Annotated in this window: 19 protein-coding genes; 7 read left to right on the forward strand and 12 right to left on the reverse strand. The window is 67.7% G+C overall.

All coding sequences use genetic code 11. From position 1 onward, the window contains the following. The 7 genes from ALA01S_RS26885 to ALA01S_RS33585 all read right to left on the reverse strand — a co-directional run. Positions 1-1,045 (reverse strand): bifunctional enoyl-CoA hydratase/phosphate acetyltransferase (locus ALA01S_RS26885; RefSeq protein WP_066342357.1); only part of this gene is annotated, 1,045 nt, incomplete at its 3' end. 38 nt (positions 1,046-1,083) lie between these two features. After that, the gene (fabI, locus tag ALA01S_RS26890; RefSeq protein ID WP_084267988.1) at positions 1,084-1,902 is read right to left on the reverse strand and encodes an enoyl-ACP reductase FabI; all 819 of its coding nucleotides are present in this window, start codon (positions 1,900-1,902) and stop codon (positions 1,084-1,086) included. Positions 1,903-2,024: 122 nt separating this feature from the next. Further along, positions 2,025-2,441 carry a hypothetical protein gene (locus tag ALA01S_RS33575; RefSeq protein WP_157119310.1) on the reverse strand — a complete coding sequence of 139 codons (417 nt, stop codon included), beginning with the start codon at positions 2,439-2,441 and terminating at the stop codon, positions 2,025-2,027. Next, positions 2,422-4,212, reverse strand: coding sequence for a PHA/PHB synthase family protein (locus ALA01S_RS26895; protein WP_084267991.1), 1,791 nt, complete (start codon positions 4,210-4,212; stop codon positions 2,422-2,424). The genes ALA01S_RS33575 and ALA01S_RS26895 overlap by 20 nt, the downstream gene beginning before the upstream one ends. Before the next feature lie 595 nt (positions 4,213-4,807). Further along, a complete protein-coding gene (locus ALA01S_RS32315) occupies positions 4,808-5,095 on the reverse strand; it encodes a DUF2933 domain-containing protein (protein ID WP_084267989.1) in 288 nt (95 codons plus the stop codon). A gap of 26 nt (positions 5,096-5,121) precedes the next feature. Next, positions 5,122-5,418, reverse strand: coding sequence for a hypothetical protein (locus ALA01S_RS33580; protein WP_157119311.1), 297 nt, complete (start codon positions 5,416-5,418; stop codon positions 5,122-5,124). A 143-nt stretch (positions 5,419-5,561) separates the two neighbouring features. Further along, the gene (locus tag ALA01S_RS33585; RefSeq protein WP_157119312.1) at positions 5,562-5,984 is read right to left on the reverse strand and encodes a hypothetical protein; all 423 of its coding nucleotides are present in this window, start codon (positions 5,982-5,984) and stop codon (positions 5,562-5,564) included. Positions 5,985-6,260: 276 nt separating this feature from the next. Between ALA01S_RS33585 and ALA01S_RS26900 the strand changes: the two genes are divergently transcribed. Together ALA01S_RS26900 and ALA01S_RS26905 are read left to right on the forward strand one after the other, a co-directional pair. Beyond that, the gene (locus tag ALA01S_RS26900) at positions 6,261-8,684 is read left to right on the forward strand and encodes a heavy metal translocating P-type ATPase (protein WP_066342358.1); all 2,424 of its coding nucleotides are present in this window, start codon (positions 6,261-6,263) and stop codon (positions 8,682-8,684) included. Positions 8,685-8,773: 89 nt separating this feature from the next. Then, positions 8,774-10,036 carry a type II restriction enzyme NmeDI-related protein gene (locus ALA01S_RS26905; RefSeq protein ID WP_066342359.1) on the forward strand — a complete coding sequence of 421 codons (1,263 nt, stop codon included), beginning with the start codon at positions 8,774-8,776 and terminating at the stop codon, positions 10,034-10,036. 26 nt (positions 10,037-10,062) lie between these two features. On the opposite strand, the gene ALA01S_RS26910 is transcribed toward ALA01S_RS26905, so the two are convergent. Next, the gene (locus tag ALA01S_RS26910) at positions 10,063-10,299 is read right to left on the reverse strand and encodes a heavy-metal-associated domain-containing protein (RefSeq protein ID WP_066342360.1); all 237 of its coding nucleotides are present in this window, start codon (positions 10,297-10,299) and stop codon (positions 10,063-10,065) included. 241 nt (positions 10,300-10,540) lie between these two features. On the opposite strand from ALA01S_RS26910, the gene cueR reads away from it, so the two are divergent. Beyond that, a complete protein-coding gene (gene cueR, locus ALA01S_RS26915) occupies positions 10,541-10,957 on the forward strand; it encodes a Cu(I)-responsive transcriptional regulator (protein WP_066342361.1) in 417 nt (138 codons plus the stop codon). 28 nt (positions 10,958-10,985) lie between these two features. On the opposite strand, the gene ALA01S_RS26920 is transcribed toward cueR, so the two are convergent. The 4 genes from ALA01S_RS26920 to ALA01S_RS26935 all read right to left on the reverse strand — a co-directional run bounded on the left by ALA01S_RS26920 (position 10,986) and on the right by ALA01S_RS26935 (position 12,955). Further along, the gene (locus tag ALA01S_RS26920; protein WP_066342362.1) at positions 10,986-11,444 is read right to left on the reverse strand and encodes a hypothetical protein; all 459 of its coding nucleotides are present in this window, start codon (positions 11,442-11,444) and stop codon (positions 10,986-10,988) included. A gap of 263 nt (positions 11,445-11,707) precedes the next feature. Further along, positions 11,708-12,040 carry a four-helix bundle copper-binding protein gene (locus ALA01S_RS26925; RefSeq protein WP_066342363.1) on the reverse strand — a complete coding sequence of 111 codons (333 nt, stop codon included), beginning with the start codon at positions 12,038-12,040 and terminating at the stop codon, positions 11,708-11,710. A gap of 93 nt (positions 12,041-12,133) precedes the next feature. Next, entirely contained in the window at positions 12,134-12,514 is a 381-nt protein-coding gene (locus ALA01S_RS26930) for a hypothetical protein (RefSeq protein WP_066342364.1), read from the reverse strand. A 51-nt stretch (positions 12,515-12,565) separates the two neighbouring features. Continuing rightward, on the reverse strand, positions 12,566-12,955 hold the full coding sequence (locus tag ALA01S_RS26935; RefSeq protein WP_066342365.1) for a DUF305 domain-containing protein: 390 nt from the start codon (positions 12,953-12,955) through the stop codon (positions 12,566-12,568). A 147-nt stretch (positions 12,956-13,102) separates the two neighbouring features. Between ALA01S_RS26935 and ALA01S_RS26940 the strand changes: the two genes are divergently transcribed. The 4 genes from ALA01S_RS26940 to ALA01S_RS26955 all read left to right on the forward strand — a co-directional run. Further along, the gene (locus ALA01S_RS26940) at positions 13,103-13,513 is read left to right on the forward strand and encodes a hypothetical protein (RefSeq protein ID WP_169806028.1); all 411 of its coding nucleotides are present in this window, start codon (positions 13,103-13,105) and stop codon (positions 13,511-13,513) included. 83 nt (positions 13,514-13,596) lie between these two features. Beyond that, on the forward strand, positions 13,597-14,889 hold the full coding sequence (locus tag ALA01S_RS26945; protein ID WP_084267990.1) for a TolC family protein: 1,293 nt from the start codon (positions 13,597-13,599) through the stop codon (positions 14,887-14,889). Between the two features lie 5 nt (positions 14,890-14,894). Continuing rightward, the gene (locus ALA01S_RS26950) at positions 14,895-16,559 is read left to right on the forward strand and encodes an efflux RND transporter periplasmic adaptor subunit (protein ID WP_084267993.1); all 1,665 of its coding nucleotides are present in this window, start codon (positions 14,895-14,897) and stop codon (positions 16,557-16,559) included. Continuing rightward, positions 16,556-17,224 (forward strand): efflux RND transporter permease subunit (locus ALA01S_RS26955; protein WP_169806029.1); only part of this gene is annotated, 669 nt, incomplete at its 3' end. The genes ALA01S_RS26950 and ALA01S_RS26955, both read left to right, overlap by 4 nt.

Consider the following 17,224-nt stretch of genomic DNA (forward strand, 5'->3'; position numbering starts at 1 on the left):
ACGGGTTGACCGTCTCCACCGCCGCCAGGATGGCCACCTTGGGCTTGTCCACGCCCATGATGCGGGCGAAGTCGATGGCGTTCTGGATGATGTCCTTCTTCTCCATCAGCTTGGGCTCGATGTTGAGCGCCGCGTCGGTGATGAGGATGGGCTTGCGGTACAGCGGCACGTCGAAGCGGAACACGTGCGACATGCGCCGCCCCGTGCGCAGCGCCTTCTGTCCCAGCACGGCGTGGATGAGCTCGTCGGTGTGCAGGCTGCCCTTCATCAGCATCTCAACCTCGCCCGTGGCCGCCATCGCGGCGGCCACCTCGGCCGCGGCTTCGGAGTAGGGCGTGTCGATGATGCGCACGTCGCCCAGCTCGATGCCGGCTTCCTGCGCCACGCGGCGGATGCGCACCTCGGGGCCGATGAGCACCGGGTCGATCAGGTCCAGCTGCGCCGCGTCCATGGCGCCGGAGAGCGAGTCCACGTCGCAGGGGTGCACCACCGCGCACTTGGCCGCGGGCATGTCCGCGCCCAGCGCCAGCAGCGCGCGCAGCCGCGCCTGGGCGTCGAAGAGGTGGATCTGCGGCGCCTTGTCGCGCGGCAGCTTCACCTTGGCCGTGGGCGCGAGCACGCGCGCCTTGCCGTAGAGCACGCAGGCGCCCTTCTGGTTGACGACCTCGCAATCCAGCTCCACGCGCTTCTTGGCGTCGTCCTTGGCCGCGACCTTGACCGTGACGGTGAGCGTGTCGGCCACGCGCACGGGCTTGGTGAAGTGCAGGTCCTGCTCCAGGTAGATGGTGCCCGGGCCGGGGAAGACCGTGCCCAGCAGCGCCGAGATCAGCGAGCCGCCCCACATGCCGTGGGCGATGACGCCGTGGAACAGCGTGTCGGCGGCGTACTCGGCGTTGAGGTGCGCGGGGTTGGTGTCGCCGGAAACGGCGGCGAAGGCCTGGATGTCCTCGCCGCTGATGGTGCGCGTGAGGCTGGCGGTCTGGCCGAGGCCGATCTCGTCGTAGGTGACGTTCTCGATGTAGTCGGTTTCGAGCAGGACGTTCATGGCGCGGTGTCTTGTTTTTGTGTTGTCGTGAAAGAGTTTCAGGCCACCGCGTGGCAGCCGGCGTCCACGTAGATGGTCTGGCCCGTCATGCCGGAGGCGGCGTCGCTGCACAGGAAGCTCGTGAGCTGCGCGATCTCGTCCAGCGTCACGGCGCGGCCCAGCGGCGACTTGGCCACTGCGTTGCTCATGAGCTCGTCGAAGCCGGCGATGCCCGAGGCCGCGCGGGTGTGGATCGGGCCGGGCGAGACCGCGTGCACGCGGATGCGCTGCGGGCCCAGCTCCACCGCCATGTAGCGCACCAGCGACTCCAGCGCGGCCTTGACCGGGCCCATCAGCCCGTAGTGCGGCACGGCCTCGTCGGCGCCCAGGTAGCTCATGGTGACGATGGCGCCGCCGTCGGTCATGTGCGGCGCGCACAGCCGCGCCAGCTCGGCCAGCGAGTGGCAGGACACCTCCATCGCGCGCGCGAAGCCGGTGGAGGAGCTGTCGATGACGCGGCCGTGCAGGTCCTCCAGCGGCGCCCAGGCGATGGAGTGGACGATGAAGTCCAGGCGGCCGAGCTGCTCAATGGCGAAGTCCACCAGCGCCTGCAGCTCGCCGGGGTTCTCGACGTTGCAGGGCTTGAGCGGGATGCCCGCGGGCTCGGTCAGCGGCGCCACGAAGCGCACGGCCTTCTCGTTGAGGCAGGAGGCGACCACCTCGGCGCCCTGCAGCTTGGCCAGCTCGGCGCAGCCCCAGGCGATGCTGTGCTCGTTGGCCACGCCCACGATGAGCCCCTTCTTGCCCGACAGGCTCATGCGCGCCAGGCGCTGGGTGAGGTTGTGTGTCAGGTTGGCCGTGTTGATGGTTTGGTTCATGATGGTTTTCAAGAATTGGTCGATGCCTTCACGCTGTAGGGCGCTTGGTGGCTTACGGGGTGCGCTGCGAGGTACGTGATCAACGTCCATTCGTGATGTGACCAGGTGGGGGCGCCGCGTTGCTACAGCGCCATGCCCGCGGGCGTACTGCCGAAACCCTCGCGCTGCAGCTGGGCATCCGCGGCCATCAACAGCTGGTGCACTGCCGGTGCGCCTACCGCGGCAGCCAGCCGGCTGCACAGCTGGTAGCGCAGCACCAGCAATCCCCGCAGTTCCTCCCACTTGTGAGCTACCCGGCGCTCCGGCCCGTCATGGGCTGCATGCTGGCCGGATCGCCGGTCGTTTTCCACAGCTGCAGCAGGACGACGCTGCAGTACGTGGTCTACATCGGCGTTGGTTTCCAGCGGGGCACGCAGGGCGATGGACAGTCTCGCAATGCGGGCGTTGATGTCCTCAAGCGCCAATTCCATCCGCCACAGGCTCTCTGTTGCCTGCTGCTGCGGCAGCACCGCGCGCGCGTCAGTCTGCATAGCGAACATGCACGTACTGCCCCGGCGCCTCGCCGATTACGGTATCGGCAGGAATGGGCGTTGCCGCCACGCGCGGTCCCGAGCGTTGCACCAGCCAAGCCTGCCAGGCCTCCCACCATGAACCCTGGTGCAGCGGCACTTGCGCGGCCCACTCCTCGGGATCTACCCAGCGGTGGCCATGCTCCATGCTGGCGATCTGGTAGCTGCGGTGCGGGTGACCGGGCTCGGAGACGATGCCCGCGTTGTGGCCCCCGCTGGCCAGGACGAAGGTGATGTGGGTGTCGGTGAGCAGGTGGATCTTGTAGACCGAGCGCCACGGCGCGACGTGGTCGCGCGCCGTACCCACCACGAACAGCGGCGCCTGGATGTCGCCCAGCGCTACTGCCGTGTTGCCCACGCGGTAGCGGCCCGCCGCGAGCGCGTTGTTCAGGTACAGCGACTGCAGGTACTCGGAGTGCATGCGCTCGGGCAGCCGCGTGACGTCGGTGTTCCAGCTCATGAGGTCGTTAGGTTTGCTGTCCTGGCCCAGCAGGTAGCGGCGCACGTTGCGCGCCCAGATCAGGTCGCGCGAATTCAGGAACTGGAACGAGCCGGCCATCTGCCGGCCGCTGAGGAAGCCCGTGTGCGCCATTTCCTCGCGCAGCGTTCGCAACTGGTCGTCGTCGATGAACACGCCCAACTCGCCCGGCTCGGTGAAGTCGGTGAGCGTGGCCAGCAGTGTGACGCTGCGGAATTTGGGCAAGCCGCATCCGCAGACGGCGCAGACACCCCCGGTCCGGGACCTGGCATCGGATGAGCAGTCATGTCCGCCAAGTGCCGCCGCGACAATGGCCAGGAACGTGCCGCCCAGGCAGTAGCCAACGGCGTGGATGTAGTCGGCGCCGCTGCCGGCCTGTATGGCGGCCATCGCGGCCATCACGCCGCTGTGCAGGTAGTCGTGCATGCCAAGATCCCGGTCCGAAACATCGGGATTGCGCCACGAGATCATGTAGACCACGTGTCCCTGATCCACCAGGTGGCGCACCATGGAGTTCCTGGGAGAGAGGTCCAGGATGTAGTACTTCATGATGCACGAGGGCACGATCAGCACCGGCTCTGGATGAACCGTGGCGGTGGTGCTCTCGTAGCGGATGAGCTCGATGAGATGGTTGCGGAACACCACCTTGCCCGGCGTGACGGCAACGTCCGTACCTACTGCAAACGGCAGCGGCGAGAGCGTGCCGGGCGGTTGCTCACCACGCCGGGCCTGCTGCTCGACGAGGTCCCGGACCAGCAGGCGACCGCCATTCAGCAGGTTCTGGCCACCGCTGGCCAGCGTGGCCGTCAGCACCTGCGGATTGGTAGCGGGCCAGTTGGCTGGTGAGAGGGCATCCAGCCATTGGCGGGTGAAGAATTCCACCAGATGGGCGTTGTGGCGAGCCATGCCGTCTACCAAGCTGGCCTGTTTCCACCACGCACTGGACGCCAAGAAACCGCTCCTGATCTGCTCAAAGGGCCAGCGGCGCCACAACGGATCGCCGAAGCGATCGTCCACCTCCGCAGGCTGCTGCGCGGCGGAGTTGTCCAGCGCGCCCAGTTGCGCCTGTGTCGAGGTATGCACCAGTTGCGCCGCAAGCTGTGCCAGCGTTCCAAGTCGACCCGGCGAAACGGCCAAGTGCAGCAGCCAGTCCGACCAAGCCAGTGTCAGGCTGATCGGGGACATGCCCATCGACGCCTTGGACAGCAGCGCGTGAATTGCCTGGTCCATGGCCTGCGCAGCCCGGCTGGTCAGGAGCAGCATGTCGTCTTCGGGCGGTCGGACCTCGGGCACTGCGGCCAGGGGCGCTGTCGAGAGGTCGCTGCTGCATGGGAACCCCGGTGCCGGACGATCACCGATCACGGCAGCCAGGCGAATGGCATTTATGGTCTGTGCGCAGGCATCCTGGTGTGCAGTAGCCTCGGCAGTGCCGGGCTGCGTGCCGGCTGTGATAGGGTCATCAAGCATTGTTCGTGTTCATGGATTTGTTTCAGCCGGCCGCCGGTGCAGGTGCAGCGCGTGTAATCGGCTCAAGCCGCAGGCAGACCTTTGGCAGGTCGCCCGACCGCAGGCGCAGGCGGCGCTGGGTACTTATGCCCTGCTTGTGAAGCCGCAGCCACTGGACGGTTGCTGCATGCTTGTAGGGCCTTGCCGCGCAAATTGGCTATGTTTGTTTGTCCTTTGGCAGCTCGCGTGTGAGGCCTACACCGTTGCGTGAAAGGCCGTGCGAAGACGCTTCGTCCCGACACCGCAAGCAAGCGCACCACAGCGCTCGTCTGCAGGCATGCCGCACCGAACTTGCACAGGAGCGAGGTCTCATGACAAGACCCTGTACCGGGATGGCAGGCATGCCCTGAGCTCAGTGCCGGTGGTTCGTGTTCGGCGGATCGGAGCGGCCTGATCCTGGGGGCGCGCGCTCATCATCGCCTCCTGTGCCATGTCCGCCATGTCCGCCATGTCCAAACAGGTGCAGCAGCGGACACGCCAGCAGGATCAAGAACGGAAACAGCTGGGACAGATGGGCGTTGTGGCGATAGAACATGTACGCGACCGCAGCAGCCAGCCCGAGCCAGAGCACCCATTGGTTGATCCGTGACCAGTTCGGGCCGCTTGGTTTCCTGCCGTGATGCTCATGGTCTGTAGGCATGGCGACTCCTTCCAAAGCGAAGCTGCTTACTGGTTCTTGTGGAACTGTGCGTGGTTATGCCCGGACTTGGCCTTGGCATCCGTAGCGCTCGTGTTGTCCTTGGCAACCTTTTCCTTCTCCGGCGTGCAGGGCTTGCCTCGCGACGAAGGCATGCCTCGTTCGGCGCCATGGTCATGGCGCGGCGTCTTGACGCAGTCCTTGGACGTGGTGGCGTCGGGCTTCGCCGACGAGGCAGCGGAATCGGCCGGTGCAGTTTGGGCGAGTGTCGCGGTGGCCGACAGCACAAGAGCGGCGGCAGCGGCGATTTGACGAACGAGGGACATTGCGGATCTCCTTGATCAGGACAGGGGGGAAGGAAAGGGCTCGCAGCCGTGTCACATCACTGCCATTGCGGCAGCAGATGCAGGGCAACGAAAGGGCACGCGGCAAGCGTGGCAGCCCAGGCTGCCGCGCTCGCTTCCGCGCGCTAGAGCGCCAATCGCAGGAAAGCGATCGGAATGGGAGGCGCACCCGTATGGGCGGGTGGCGACAAGAAGGAGCGCGCGGCTTGAAGCCGCGGCTGTGGCAAGACCAGGGCAATCAGGATTGCCGGCAACCAGGCAAAGTTCGCAGAGTCGGCAAGAGGTTGCCAGGTTGCTGCTGCTACGGACGATTCCTCGCAGAAGTCGAGGCAGTTCGCCTTGGCAGCCTCATCGCTTTCGTCATCGCTGCCGTGGTGATGAGCAGACGCCGTCGCATGCTCAGCCGCAACAGCGCTGGCATCGGCGGACGGTTGGATGGCGCATGCGTTGGCCACGCTCATCACGATGCCGAAGACCCACGCCAGCAGCACGACGGCTGCCCAGCGGCGTAGGTGATGGCGGTGAAAACGCATGGCGTGCTGTTGCATTGAGAGGTATCAAGGCCAGCATAGGGTGTACCGAGTCGTGGTTGTTGATCTGGGTCAAAGTCACGACAAGCACATGGGCACACCGGCCACGGCGGCAATGAGTCGGGCCAAGCACGCCCCCGAAGGCGCTGCATGCGGCGCATTGTGGTGCACGGCGCGCAGTGCCAGCAAGCGGCATTGCACCAGGGCAGTGCAACTGCCTGCGGGCAGTGCTTGACTTTCCCATCGTGGCAAGGTCCAGACTTCACCCATCTCAAAACATTTTCCTCACCTGCCATGAACAGCTCAGTGGTCAGTCAAACCACACCTTCTGGGATGCCCTGGGAACTGCCCATAGAAGGCATGACTTGCGCTTCCTGCGTGGCGCGGGTCGAGCGCACGCTCAAGGCCGTGCCGGGCGTGACCGAGACCAGCGTGAATCTCGCCACCGAGACGGCCAGCGTACAGGCGGACCCGTCGGTGCCGCTGCAGGCGCTGCGCGAGGCGGTCGAGCGTGCGGGCTATGGCGTCGTGCGCCAGACGTTGCGCCTGCGCATCGAGGGCATGACTTGCGCCTCCTGCGTCGCCCGGGTCGAGCGCGCGCTGCGCCGCGTACCGGGCGTGCTCGACGCCGAAGTGAACCTGGCCACCGAGGTCGCGACCGTCACCGTCGCTGCGCGCCAGGCCGACGCCTCCACGCTGATCGCCGCCATAGAGAAGGCCGGCTACGCCGCTCGGCCGGCGGACGCCACGCCCGTGCAAGGCGCCACCCGCGCCCGCCCGCTGCCCGATTGGTGGCCCGTGGCGTTGGCGGCGGCACTGTCGCTGCCGCTGGTGTTGCCAATGCTGGGCCTGCTGGTGGGCGCGCACTGGATGCTGCCCGGCTGGCTGCAGTGGGCGCTGGCCACCCCGGTGCAGTTCTGGCTGGGCGCGCGCTTCTACCGCGCCGGCTGGAAGGCGCTCAAGGCGGGCAGCGGCAACATGGACCTGCTGGTGGCGCTGGGCACCACGGCCGGCTACGGCCTGAGCGTGTGGCAGTTGCTCTTTGCCCACGCCGGCCATGGCACGCCGCACCTGTACTTCGAGGCCTCGGCCGTCGTCATCACGCTGGTGCTGCTGGGCAAGTGGCTGGAAGTGCGCGCCAAGCGCCAGACCACCGAGGCGATTCGCGCCCTCAACGCGCTGCGGCCCGACACCGCCCGCGTGCGCCGCGACGGCCGCGACCAGGAGTTGCCGCTGGCGCAGGTGCGTCTGGACGACGTGGTCGTGATCCGGCCCGGCGAGCGCATCCCGGTGGACGGCCTGGTGCTCGAAGGCGCCAGCCAGGTGGACGAGTCGCTGATCACCGGCGAGAGCCTGCCCGTGCCGCGCCAGGAGGGCGACAAGGTCACCGGCGGCGCCGTCAACGGCGAGGGCCTGCTGCTGGTGCGCACCACGGCACTGGGCGCGGAATCGACGCTGGCACGCATCATCCGGCTGGTCGAGTCCGCCCAGGCGCGCAAGGCGCCGATCCAGCGCCTGGTGGACCGCGTCAGCGGCGTGTTCGTGCCCGTCGTCATCGCCATCGCGCTGGCGACGGCGCTGGCCTGGGGCTTCGGTACCAGCGACTGGCAGACGGCCATCCTCAATGCCGTGGCGGTGCTGGTGATCGCGTGCCCCTGTGCGCTGGGCCTGGCCACGCCCACGGCGCTGATGGCCGGCACCGGCGTGGCCGCGCGCCACGGCATCCTGATCAAGGACGCCGAGGCGCTGGAGGTGGCGCACGCGGTGCGTACCGTGGCCTTCGACAAGACCGGCACGCTCACCGAAGGCAAGCCCGAGCTGCTGGCTTTCGAAGCGGCCGACGGCGACGCCCGGCAGTTGCTGGCGCTCAGCGCTGCAATGCAGGCCCACAGCGAGCACCCGCTGGCGCGTGCCGTGATGGCGGCGGCCGAGCGCGAGCACATCGACGTGCCCGCTGCCGCCGAGGTGCGCGCCGTGGCCGGCCGCGGCGTGGCAGCGATCGTGGGCGGGCGCGAGTTGCGCCTGGGCAGCAGCCGCTACATGCGGGAGCTGCAGGTAGACCTCACGGTGCAGGTGCAGTGCGCGCAGACGCTGGCCTCCGAGGGCCGTACTGTGTCCTGGCTGGCCGAGGTAAGCGGCGGCAGCCCGCGCCTGATCGGCTTGCTGGCCTTTGGCGACCAGCCCAAGGTCACGGCCGCGGCGGCGGTGCAGGCGCTGCATGCGCTGGGCGTGCGTACCGTGCTGGTCAGCGGCGACAACACCGGCAGTGCGCAGGCCGCGGCACGGATGCTGGGCATCAAGGAGATCCGCGCCGAGGTGCTGCCCGAGCACAAGGCGGAGATCGTAGCGGAGCTGCAGCAGGGCGGCACTCGGGTGGCGATGGTCGGCGACGGCATCAACGACGCCCCCGCGCTGGCCGCGGCCGACGTGGGCATCGCCATGGGCACGGGTACCGACGTGGCGATGCATGCCGCGGGCATCACGCTCATGCGCGGCAACCCGGCACTGGTGGCTGACGCACTGGACATCTCGCGCCGCACGTACGCCAAAATCCGCCAGAACCTGTTTTGGGCCTTCGTCTACAACGTGGTGGGCATCCCGCTGGCGGCGCTGGGGCTGTTGAATCCGGTCGTGGCCGGTGCCGCCATGGCCTTCAGCAGCGTCAGCGTGGTGAGCAACGCGCTGCTGCTGCGCCGCTGGACCGGTTCGGCCCGGTGAGCGCGGATTGATCCGCCAGGGTGTCGCGCCGCTGCCGGGGATCTACCATCTCCGGCTTCGTACAAAACAGCCAAGAACCGGACCACCCGATGCACGACACCCTGGCGATCCTTATCGACCACTGGAAAGCGGATCCGCACAGCACCTACAACACTTGGTTCCTCTGGGACGAGCGACTGAAGAACTTCCGTTCCATCCGGCGCGGCATCGGACAGGTCGTGCGCGAGATCGAGGCCGGCACCTTCGGCAACGCCTACCGCGGCTCGGCGCTGGAGACCGTGGTTGGATCGGTGGCCGAGCAGCGCCAGCTCTTCAAGGGCGCCGACCACGCCTTCCTGTGGAAGCCCAAGCTGCGCATTCCCGACATCTACGAGAACGCGGCCAACCAGAAAGCCTTCGCCCGGCTGCTGCACACCTGCGACTGCTGCGACACGGCCGAGGCGGTAGTCGAAGCCATCCGGCGCATCGACGCGCTGCAGATCAAGGGCCTTGGACCCGCAGTAGCCAATCTGCTGTATTTCATCCACCCGACGCTGGTGATGCCCTTCAACACCGCCATGGTCAAGGGCTACAACGCCGTCACGGGCGGCAATGTCAAGCTCGGCCGCTGGGACCACTACCTGTCAATGCGCGAGGGCGCGATCCGGCTCAACCAGACGCACCGTACCCAGCTCTCGAACGACTTGGGTGCGATTGCGGGATTGCTCTTCGACATCGGCAGCGGCCGCTACGCTGCGCCGCCGCGCGAGGATGATGCGGCGGCGCTCCAGGCTTGGGAAGCCGACTTGCAGAAGGTACGGGAGGAGTCCGCTGCGGCACAGAAGGCATGGGCGGCTGCCAATGAGAGCGACGCCACCCATACGCAAGTTCAGGGCTGGCTGCGCGACGTCGGTCACGCGCTGGGCTTCAAGGTATGGATTGCGGCCAACGACCGCAGCCGCGAGTACGCCGGCGGACGCCTGGCGGACGGTTGCCTCACGGAATTCCCGACCACGGCGGGAACCGGCCTCGACGCCGTGCGTCTCATCGACGTGGTATGGGTCGAGCCTGGCAATGCCAAGGTCGCCGCAGCCTTCGAGGTGGAGCACTCGACGTCGATCTACTCCGGCATCGTGCGCATGCTGGACCTGGCATTGGGTACCGAGATCGGCGAAGGCAGCGCGCTGTTCCTGGTGGCGCCGGATGACCGACGCGAGGAGGTGCGCCAGCAGTTGCAGCGCCCGGCCTTCTCGCGCGTGTCGTCGCTGGGTATCCGCTACCTGCCCTACGGCGAACTCAAGAAGAACCTGGAGCCGATCCTGCGTTTCGGCTCCGGAATGAAGCCGCTGCTGGAGATCTCGCAGCGGCTGTAGGCGCTACAGGAGGCCGCGCCTGTGCTTTAGCGGCAGCAGCAGCCGCGCTTGGGAGCCGCCGTGGCGACGGCCGCGGTCGGCTCGTAACCGGCTTCGCTCAGCGCGCGCGCCAGCACGTCGCGGCCGGCATCGCTCTGAACCCGGACCTTTTTATCGGCCAGGGTCACGTCGACACGGGCGTCATGGTCCACGGCCTTGATCGCCTGGGTGATGGCGCCAACGCAGTGGCCGCAGCTCATTTCAGGGATGGAGAACTCGATCATGGTGACCTTCCTGGTTGGGGTTGCTGACGGGTGGAGCTTCAGCTTTCCCACAATGGCAAGGTCAAGCCGACTGCCGGTATAACGCCACCGTTAGCAAGGTCATGGGTAATTTGGCTTTACCTTGCCATAGTGGCAAGCTTCATACTGAAATGCGCATGTGCCTGGCATTGTTGGTTTGGCCTCGGTGCCACGGTAAGCAATCGCCATCGGGGCATGTGCACCCTTTGAGGAAGAACTTGCCATGTCCTCTGTAGCGGTCGACACACAAAACCTGAACATCGGTGAAGCCGCTGCTCGCTCCGGCGTGTCAGCCAAGATGGTGCGTCATTACGAGTCGCTGGGCCTGCTGCCCAAGGTACGCCGTACGGATTCAGGCTATCGGCAGTATGGCGAGGTCGAGGTCCACACCCTGCGCTTCATACGTCGGGCGCGGGACCTGGGCTTCTCGATGGCCGAGATCGCGGAGCTGCTCAAGCTTTGGCAGAACCGGCGGCGCAGCAGCGCTGCGGTCAAGCGCATCGCGCAGGAGCACGTGGCCGATCTGGAGCGCCGCATCGCCGAGATGAGCGCCATGAAAGAGACGCTGGAGCAACTGGCAGACAGCTGCCATGGGGATCACCGTCCGGACTGCCCGATCCTCGACGACCTGCAGCACTGAACTATAGGGCGGGGGCCGTTGAGGCTTCTTATCCTTGGGCGCCTGAGCCAGGGTCGAACATGTCCTCGTGCGGCGGCCATTCCCCACCGAACAGCACTGCTTCCATCGTCTTGCGTTCCTCCGCCGTCGGAAGTGCTGACGTGTCCATGGTTTGAGCCCCAGGCGGGCGCACGGGCCGCTGTGGCAAATCCGGCGAGGGGTCGAAGCGTCCCCGCTCATCGAAACTGACCCAGCCGTACCACTCGTTGACCACGCGTGCAGGGCTGCCATCGCTCAAGCGCACGTACCAGTCCGCCAGACGCAAGCGCGTGCCGGCGAAGGCGGCGCTGCCTGCGCCGTCGCGGGCCAGCGCGACGTAGAGCCCGTGAGGCACGGGATGGACCGCGCCGGTGTCGTCGATCAAGAAGACGTAGGAGGCATGCTTTGCATGCTCGTGGGCCGGTGATCCCGACTCACCAGCGCCCCAGGGCAGGTCACCACTGTTCATCCGCGCCTCCTTGGCTGCAACTAGCAAGGAACGCCCAACCCACGATGCAGTCAAGGGCGGTTGTGCGTTCCGGACTGTTGCTATCTTGCCCTGGGCATTGATCGCGTTCTGCCGATAACGGCTGGATGTGTACACAGCGCCTCCATTCATGCCAAGCATTCGCTTCGTGAACACCTGTGTAGACCCAGGGAGCGGCAGCGCAGGCCAGCTATCCAGCGCAATGGGCTGGCACCCATGGCAGGCACCAGCCCGATTCCAGCGGCTTATGCCGCTGCCATGCGGCGGCACTCCTCGGCGCAGCGGCGGCAAGCCTGGGCGCACTGCTGGCAGTGGTCGTGCTGGTGCTTGGCGCATTCATCCCCGCACGCCTGGCACACATCAGCACACTGGCGGCACATCTGCGCCGCGAACTGGCTGCCGCGCGACATGTAGCCGGCGGCGAGGCGGCAGATTGCCGCACAGTCGGCATCGAGCGCGATGCAGTGCGCCATCATCTGCACGTCGGGCTCCTGCAGGCACGCGGCGGCGCAGTGGTCGCATGCATCAGCACAGGCGTTGCAAGCCTCGACACAGGCCTGGTACATCTCGTGAGCCATGATTTCTCTCCATGAATTCCATGGGCGCACATTGGCGCCCTGATACACAGGGATGCCGGCGCAGACAGGACCGCGCGGCCGTTGGCAGAGAAATCAACCGAGACGGGGCCGGTGCTTGGGCGGGGGCCAGGTACAGGAGACGAAACGGCAAGCGTCCGACTGGGGCCAGTGAGTTTCCGGGGGTACCGGCTTCGCACAGGTCCGGTCCTCGGCAACCGCAACGGTGACCAGCAGGTGGCACGGCCCCTTGTGGGTCAACACCTTCACAGGCTGGCGCGCCGCGAGCCCGTGGCCGACGCCTTCGGCAATATCCAGGGCATGCCGGCTGACGGACTTTGATGGCCACAGGTCCGCCGCAGCCAGGTGACGCATGGCTTGGCAGGCGTGCGCCGTCCCCGCCAGGGGCAGGAACGTGAACACCATCAGCGCGGCGACGATGCGCTGCACGAACCGGCGCTGGAGCCAGAAAATCATCGCGAAATGCTGCCCGCTGAATACCGCAGCATCACGAGGACGACTTGCACGTTACTTGTGCGACTGCAGCCACTTGTCGAACTGTGCAATCTCCTTCTGCTGGTCCTGGACAATCTTCTGGGCCATCTTCTTGAGTTCCGGCGACTTGGCCTGCTTGAGATACGCCTGGGACATCTCCACCGCCTGCTGGTGGTGCATTTTCATCATGGTGGCGAAGTCGCGGTCGGCGTCGCCCGTGGGCTTCATCTGCTGCATGGCCTCCATGCCGCGCATCATGGTGCCGTGCATGTCACTGGAGCCTGACTGCATGCCCGAGCTGCCGTGGCCCGTGCCAGCCGACGGCCCCTGTCCCTGGGCTTGGGCCGTGCCCAGTGACAGGCAACCCAGGCAGGACAGGGCGATGGCACACAAGCGCCGGCGGATGGTGATGGGCGAGCTCATTGGATCTCCTTTTGAACGGATTGCCACCGCGGTAATCCGGCATCTGCCGCCGCGCTTCGGCAAGATCCATTCCCATCCAGCCGGGCCATCCCGTGCGGACTTGATGCAGCTCAATCGCGGCCGATGCCCCTCGTCTAGACTGCAAGCATGCGTTTCGCCCCTCGTCACCGTCGCAGCATGGCCGCCTGGCTGGCTGGGTTCATGCTGCTGGTGCAGCTGGTGACGGCCGCCTATGCCTGTCCGCGCAGCGAGGATCGCTCCGACACTGCAGCGCTTGCAGCCGAGCTGATGCATGAGTGCGACGGCGACATGCATGGCGCGATGGACCCGGAGCAGCCCCAGTTGTGCAAGGCGCACTGCGACCAGGGTACCCAGTCCGTGAACCTGCAGGCCAGCCCGGAGTTCCATGCATCGCCAGCTGCGTTGCCGGTGCTGCTGTGGGTGCTGCCACTGCTGGCCGAGCCACCCTCGGTGATGGCCCTTTCCAAGGCGCCCACGGAGGGGCCTCCTCGGGGATCTCCTCCCCTCTATCTATCCTTGCTCTCTCTTCGGAATTGATCCGGCGGGCCGTTGTCGTGGCACGCCGCCAAGGCGTGCGCTGACGCATCCCCTTGCTGGTTTCACCATTCCGAGAGAACACCATGTCCCTGATCCTGTCGGGCGCGCGCGCTGCGCGGCCCGCTGCCGCCGTGCATCGGCGGCCCCGGCTGCGCCGCCTGGCCGCAGCCTGCGCCCTGGCGCTGTGCGCCTCCTACCTGCCGGCCGCCATCGCAGGCTTGGCGTTCGACGAGGCGGTCGAGCTGGCCCGCCAGATGTCGCCGTCCCTGCGCGCTCAGCACGCCAGCCTGGCGGGCGCGCAAGCCGCTCACCCGGCCGCGGCCGCGCTGCCCGATCCGCGGGTGTCGGTTGGCGTCGAGAACCTGCCCGTTACCGGCATGGACCGGTGGCGTCTCACGCGTGACTCGATGACGATGCAGCGCATCGGCGTGATGCAGGAGGTGCCCAACCGCGCCAAGCGGGAGGCATGGTCGCAAGCGGGGCTGGCGCGCATCGAACGCGAACGCAGCCTGGCCGCCGTGTCGGAGCTGCTGGTGCGCCGCGAGGCGATGCGGGCCTGGAACGCGGTCTATTACGCTGAAGCGCGCCTAGCCCTGGTTGCGGACTTCAAGCGCGAGAACCGGCTGTTGCAGCAGACGCTGCCTGCGCGTATTGCCGCAGGCGCTGCGCAACCGGCCGAACTGACGATGGCACGCCAGGAAGCGCTGGCGCTGGACGACCGTCATGACGAGCTCGCACGTGACCTGGCCAAGGTCCGCGCCTCGCTGCGCCGCCTGGTGGGCCCGCGCGCCGACGAGCCGCTTTCCGGTGAGGCGCCCGTGCTGGGCGTTGATGCGCAGACCGTGCGTGCGGCACTGAACCGCCACGTGGAGTTGCAGCCCTATGAGGCCATGGCCGCGATGGCCCGTGCGGAGATCAGCGAAGCCGAATCCGAGAAGCGCGGCGACTGGGCCTGGGAGGTCGCCTATGCCCGGCGCCCGCGCTACGACGACATGGTGTCGTTCCAGGTGAGCTTCGACCTGCCGCTGCGCCCGGGCGAGCGCCAGGAACCGAAGATCGCCGCCAAGCGCCGGGAGCTGGAGCGGGTGGAGGCCGAGCGCGAGGACACGGCGCGCAGGCACGCCGAGGAAGTCGATCAGCAACTCGCTGAACTGCAGGCTCTGGACGCGCAGTCGCAGCGGCTGCAAGGCGACGGCCAGCGGCTCGCCACCGAGCGTGTGTCGCTCGCTACGGCCGCTTACCAGGCTGGCCGAGGCGACCTGGGCGCCGTGCTGGCAGCGCGCACCGCGGCGCTGGAGCTGCGCCTGCGCGCCCTGGAGCTGGACGCTGAGCGCGTGGACCTGCGCGTGCGCCTGAACACCCTGACTGCGGAGTGACCACCATGAACGCCCAACCCAAGAAGATCGCTGCCGCCATCGCGCTGCTGGCCGCTGGCCTGGCCGCCGGCTGGGGGCTGGCCACCTGGCGCTCGCCGTCGCACACCGCAAGCGGGCAGGCTGCGACCCCGGCCGCGTCAGCCGCTTCGGCCGAACGCCAGGTCTTGTACTGGTATGACCCCATGAAGCCGGACATGAAGTTCGACAAGCCGGGCAAGTCGCCTTACATGGACATGCCGCTGCAGCCCAAGTACGCCGACGAGGCTGGCGGTGCGGCCGGCGGCACGGGCGTGGCCGTGTCGCCCCAGGCAGTGCAGTCGCTGGGGCTGCGCGTGGCCACCGCCGAGAAGCAGGCCCTGGAGTCGCGCGTGGATGCCGTCGGCACGGTACAGCTCAACGAGCGCGACGTGAGCATCGTGCAGGCGCGCGCGGCAGGCTTCGTCGAGCGCGTCTATGCCCGTGCCCCGGGCGACGTGATTGGCGCCGGCGCGCCGCTGGCCGACGTGCTGCATCCCGAGTGGCTGGCCGCGCAGCAGGAGTACCTGGCGGTGCGCGCCACGGGGGACGCTGAGCTGGCCCGGGCGGCGCGCCAGCGTCTGGTGCTGCTGGGCATGACCGCCGGCCTCATCGAGCGCGTGGAGCGCAGCGGCCAGCCGCTGGCCACCACCACGATCAGCACGCCCAGCGGCGGACTGATCGCCGAACTGATGGTGCGCCAGGGAATGACGGTCGAGGGCGGCATGACACTGGCGCGCATCAACGGCCTTTCCACCGTCTGGGTTGAGGCGGCATTGCCCGAGGTCCAGGCCGCCAGCGTTGCGGTCGGGCAGCCAGCCACCGTGCGCCTGGCTGCGGCAGCGACCGAGCCGCTGCGCGGCAAGGTTTCGGCCATCCTGCCGGAGGCGAACGCCGAGACGCGCACCCTGCGCGTGCGCATCGAGCTGCCCAACCCGGGACAGCGCCTGCGTGCAGGGATGTTCGCCCAGGTGCAGTTGCAGGGTGGCATGCAGGGCGAGGCAGTGACGGTGCCGGCCGAGGCCGTGATCCGTACCGGGCGGCGCGCCCTGGTGTACGTGCTGGACGCGCCGGGCCGCTACCGCCCGGTGGAGGTGGAGCTCGGGCCCGAAGTGGGCGTGCGCATCGTCGTGCGCCGCGGCATCGAGCCGGGGCAGCAGGTGGTGGCCTCCGGCCAGTTCCTCATCGACTCCGAGGCCAGCCTGCGCGGTATCGTGGCCCAAGCAGGCGCTGGCACGTCGTCCTCGCCGGCCGCGCTCGCTGCCGCGCCCGGACATGAGGGTGCGCATGGGGCTGCTTCCGCAACACCGAACCCCAAGACATCCCAGCCCGCGGCGGCCGCCAACACCTTCGAGACCAGCGGGCGCGTGGTGGAGGTGGAGGGCGACACCATCACGCTGGACCACCAGGCGGTGCCGGCGCTGAAGTGGCCGGCCATGACCATGCCTTTCAAGCTGGAGCGCTCCGGGATGGCCAAGGGCCTCAAGAGCCAGGACGCGGTGCGCTTCAGCTTCCGCATGCAAGGTGATGAGGCTGTTGTCGTGGCCATCGCGCGCGACACGGCGCCTCCATCCAAGCCGGCCCCTGCGGCCGCTCCTGCACCCGCACCGTCGCAGGACGCGCATGCCGGCCATGGCACGGGAGGCAGGCAATGATCGCCAAGCTCATTCGCTGGTCCGTCGGCAACCGCTTCCTGGTGCTGCTGGCCACGCTGTTCCTCACTGCCGCGGGCATCTGGGGCCTGCGCACCACCCCGGTGGATGCACTGCCCGACCTCTCGGACGTGCAGGTCATCATCCGCACCACGCTGCCGGGGCAGGCTCCGCAGATCGTGGAGAACCAGGTCACGTACCCGCTGGCCACCACGATGCTGTCGGTGCCCGGCGCGCGCACCGTGCGCGGCTACTCCTTCTTCGGTGACAGCTTCGTCTACGTGCTGTTCGAGGACGGCACGGACCTGTACTGGGCCCGCTCGCGGGTGCTGGAGTACCTCAACCAAGTGCAGGGGCGACTGCCTGCAGGCGCCAAGACGTCACTGGGCCCCGACGCCACCGGCGTGGGCTGGGTCTTCCAGTACGCCCTGGTGGACCGCAGCGGACGCAATGACCTGTCGCAGCTGCGTGCGCTGCAGGACTGGTTCCTGAAGTACGAGCTCAAGAGCCTGCCCGGCGTGGCCGAGGTCGCCACCGTGGGCGGCATGGTCAAGCAGTACCAGGTGGTGCTCGACCCCGTGAAGCTCGCCGCCTACGGCATCACGCAGGGCCAGGTGCGCGAGGCGCTCATGGCGGGCAACCAGGAAAACGGCGGCTCGGTGCTGGAA

This window comes from Azohydromonas lata NBRC 102462 (genome assembly GCF_001571085.1).
GTDB classification, from domain to species: Bacteria; Pseudomonadota; Gammaproteobacteria; order Burkholderiales; family Burkholderiaceae_C; genus Azohydromonas; species Azohydromonas lata.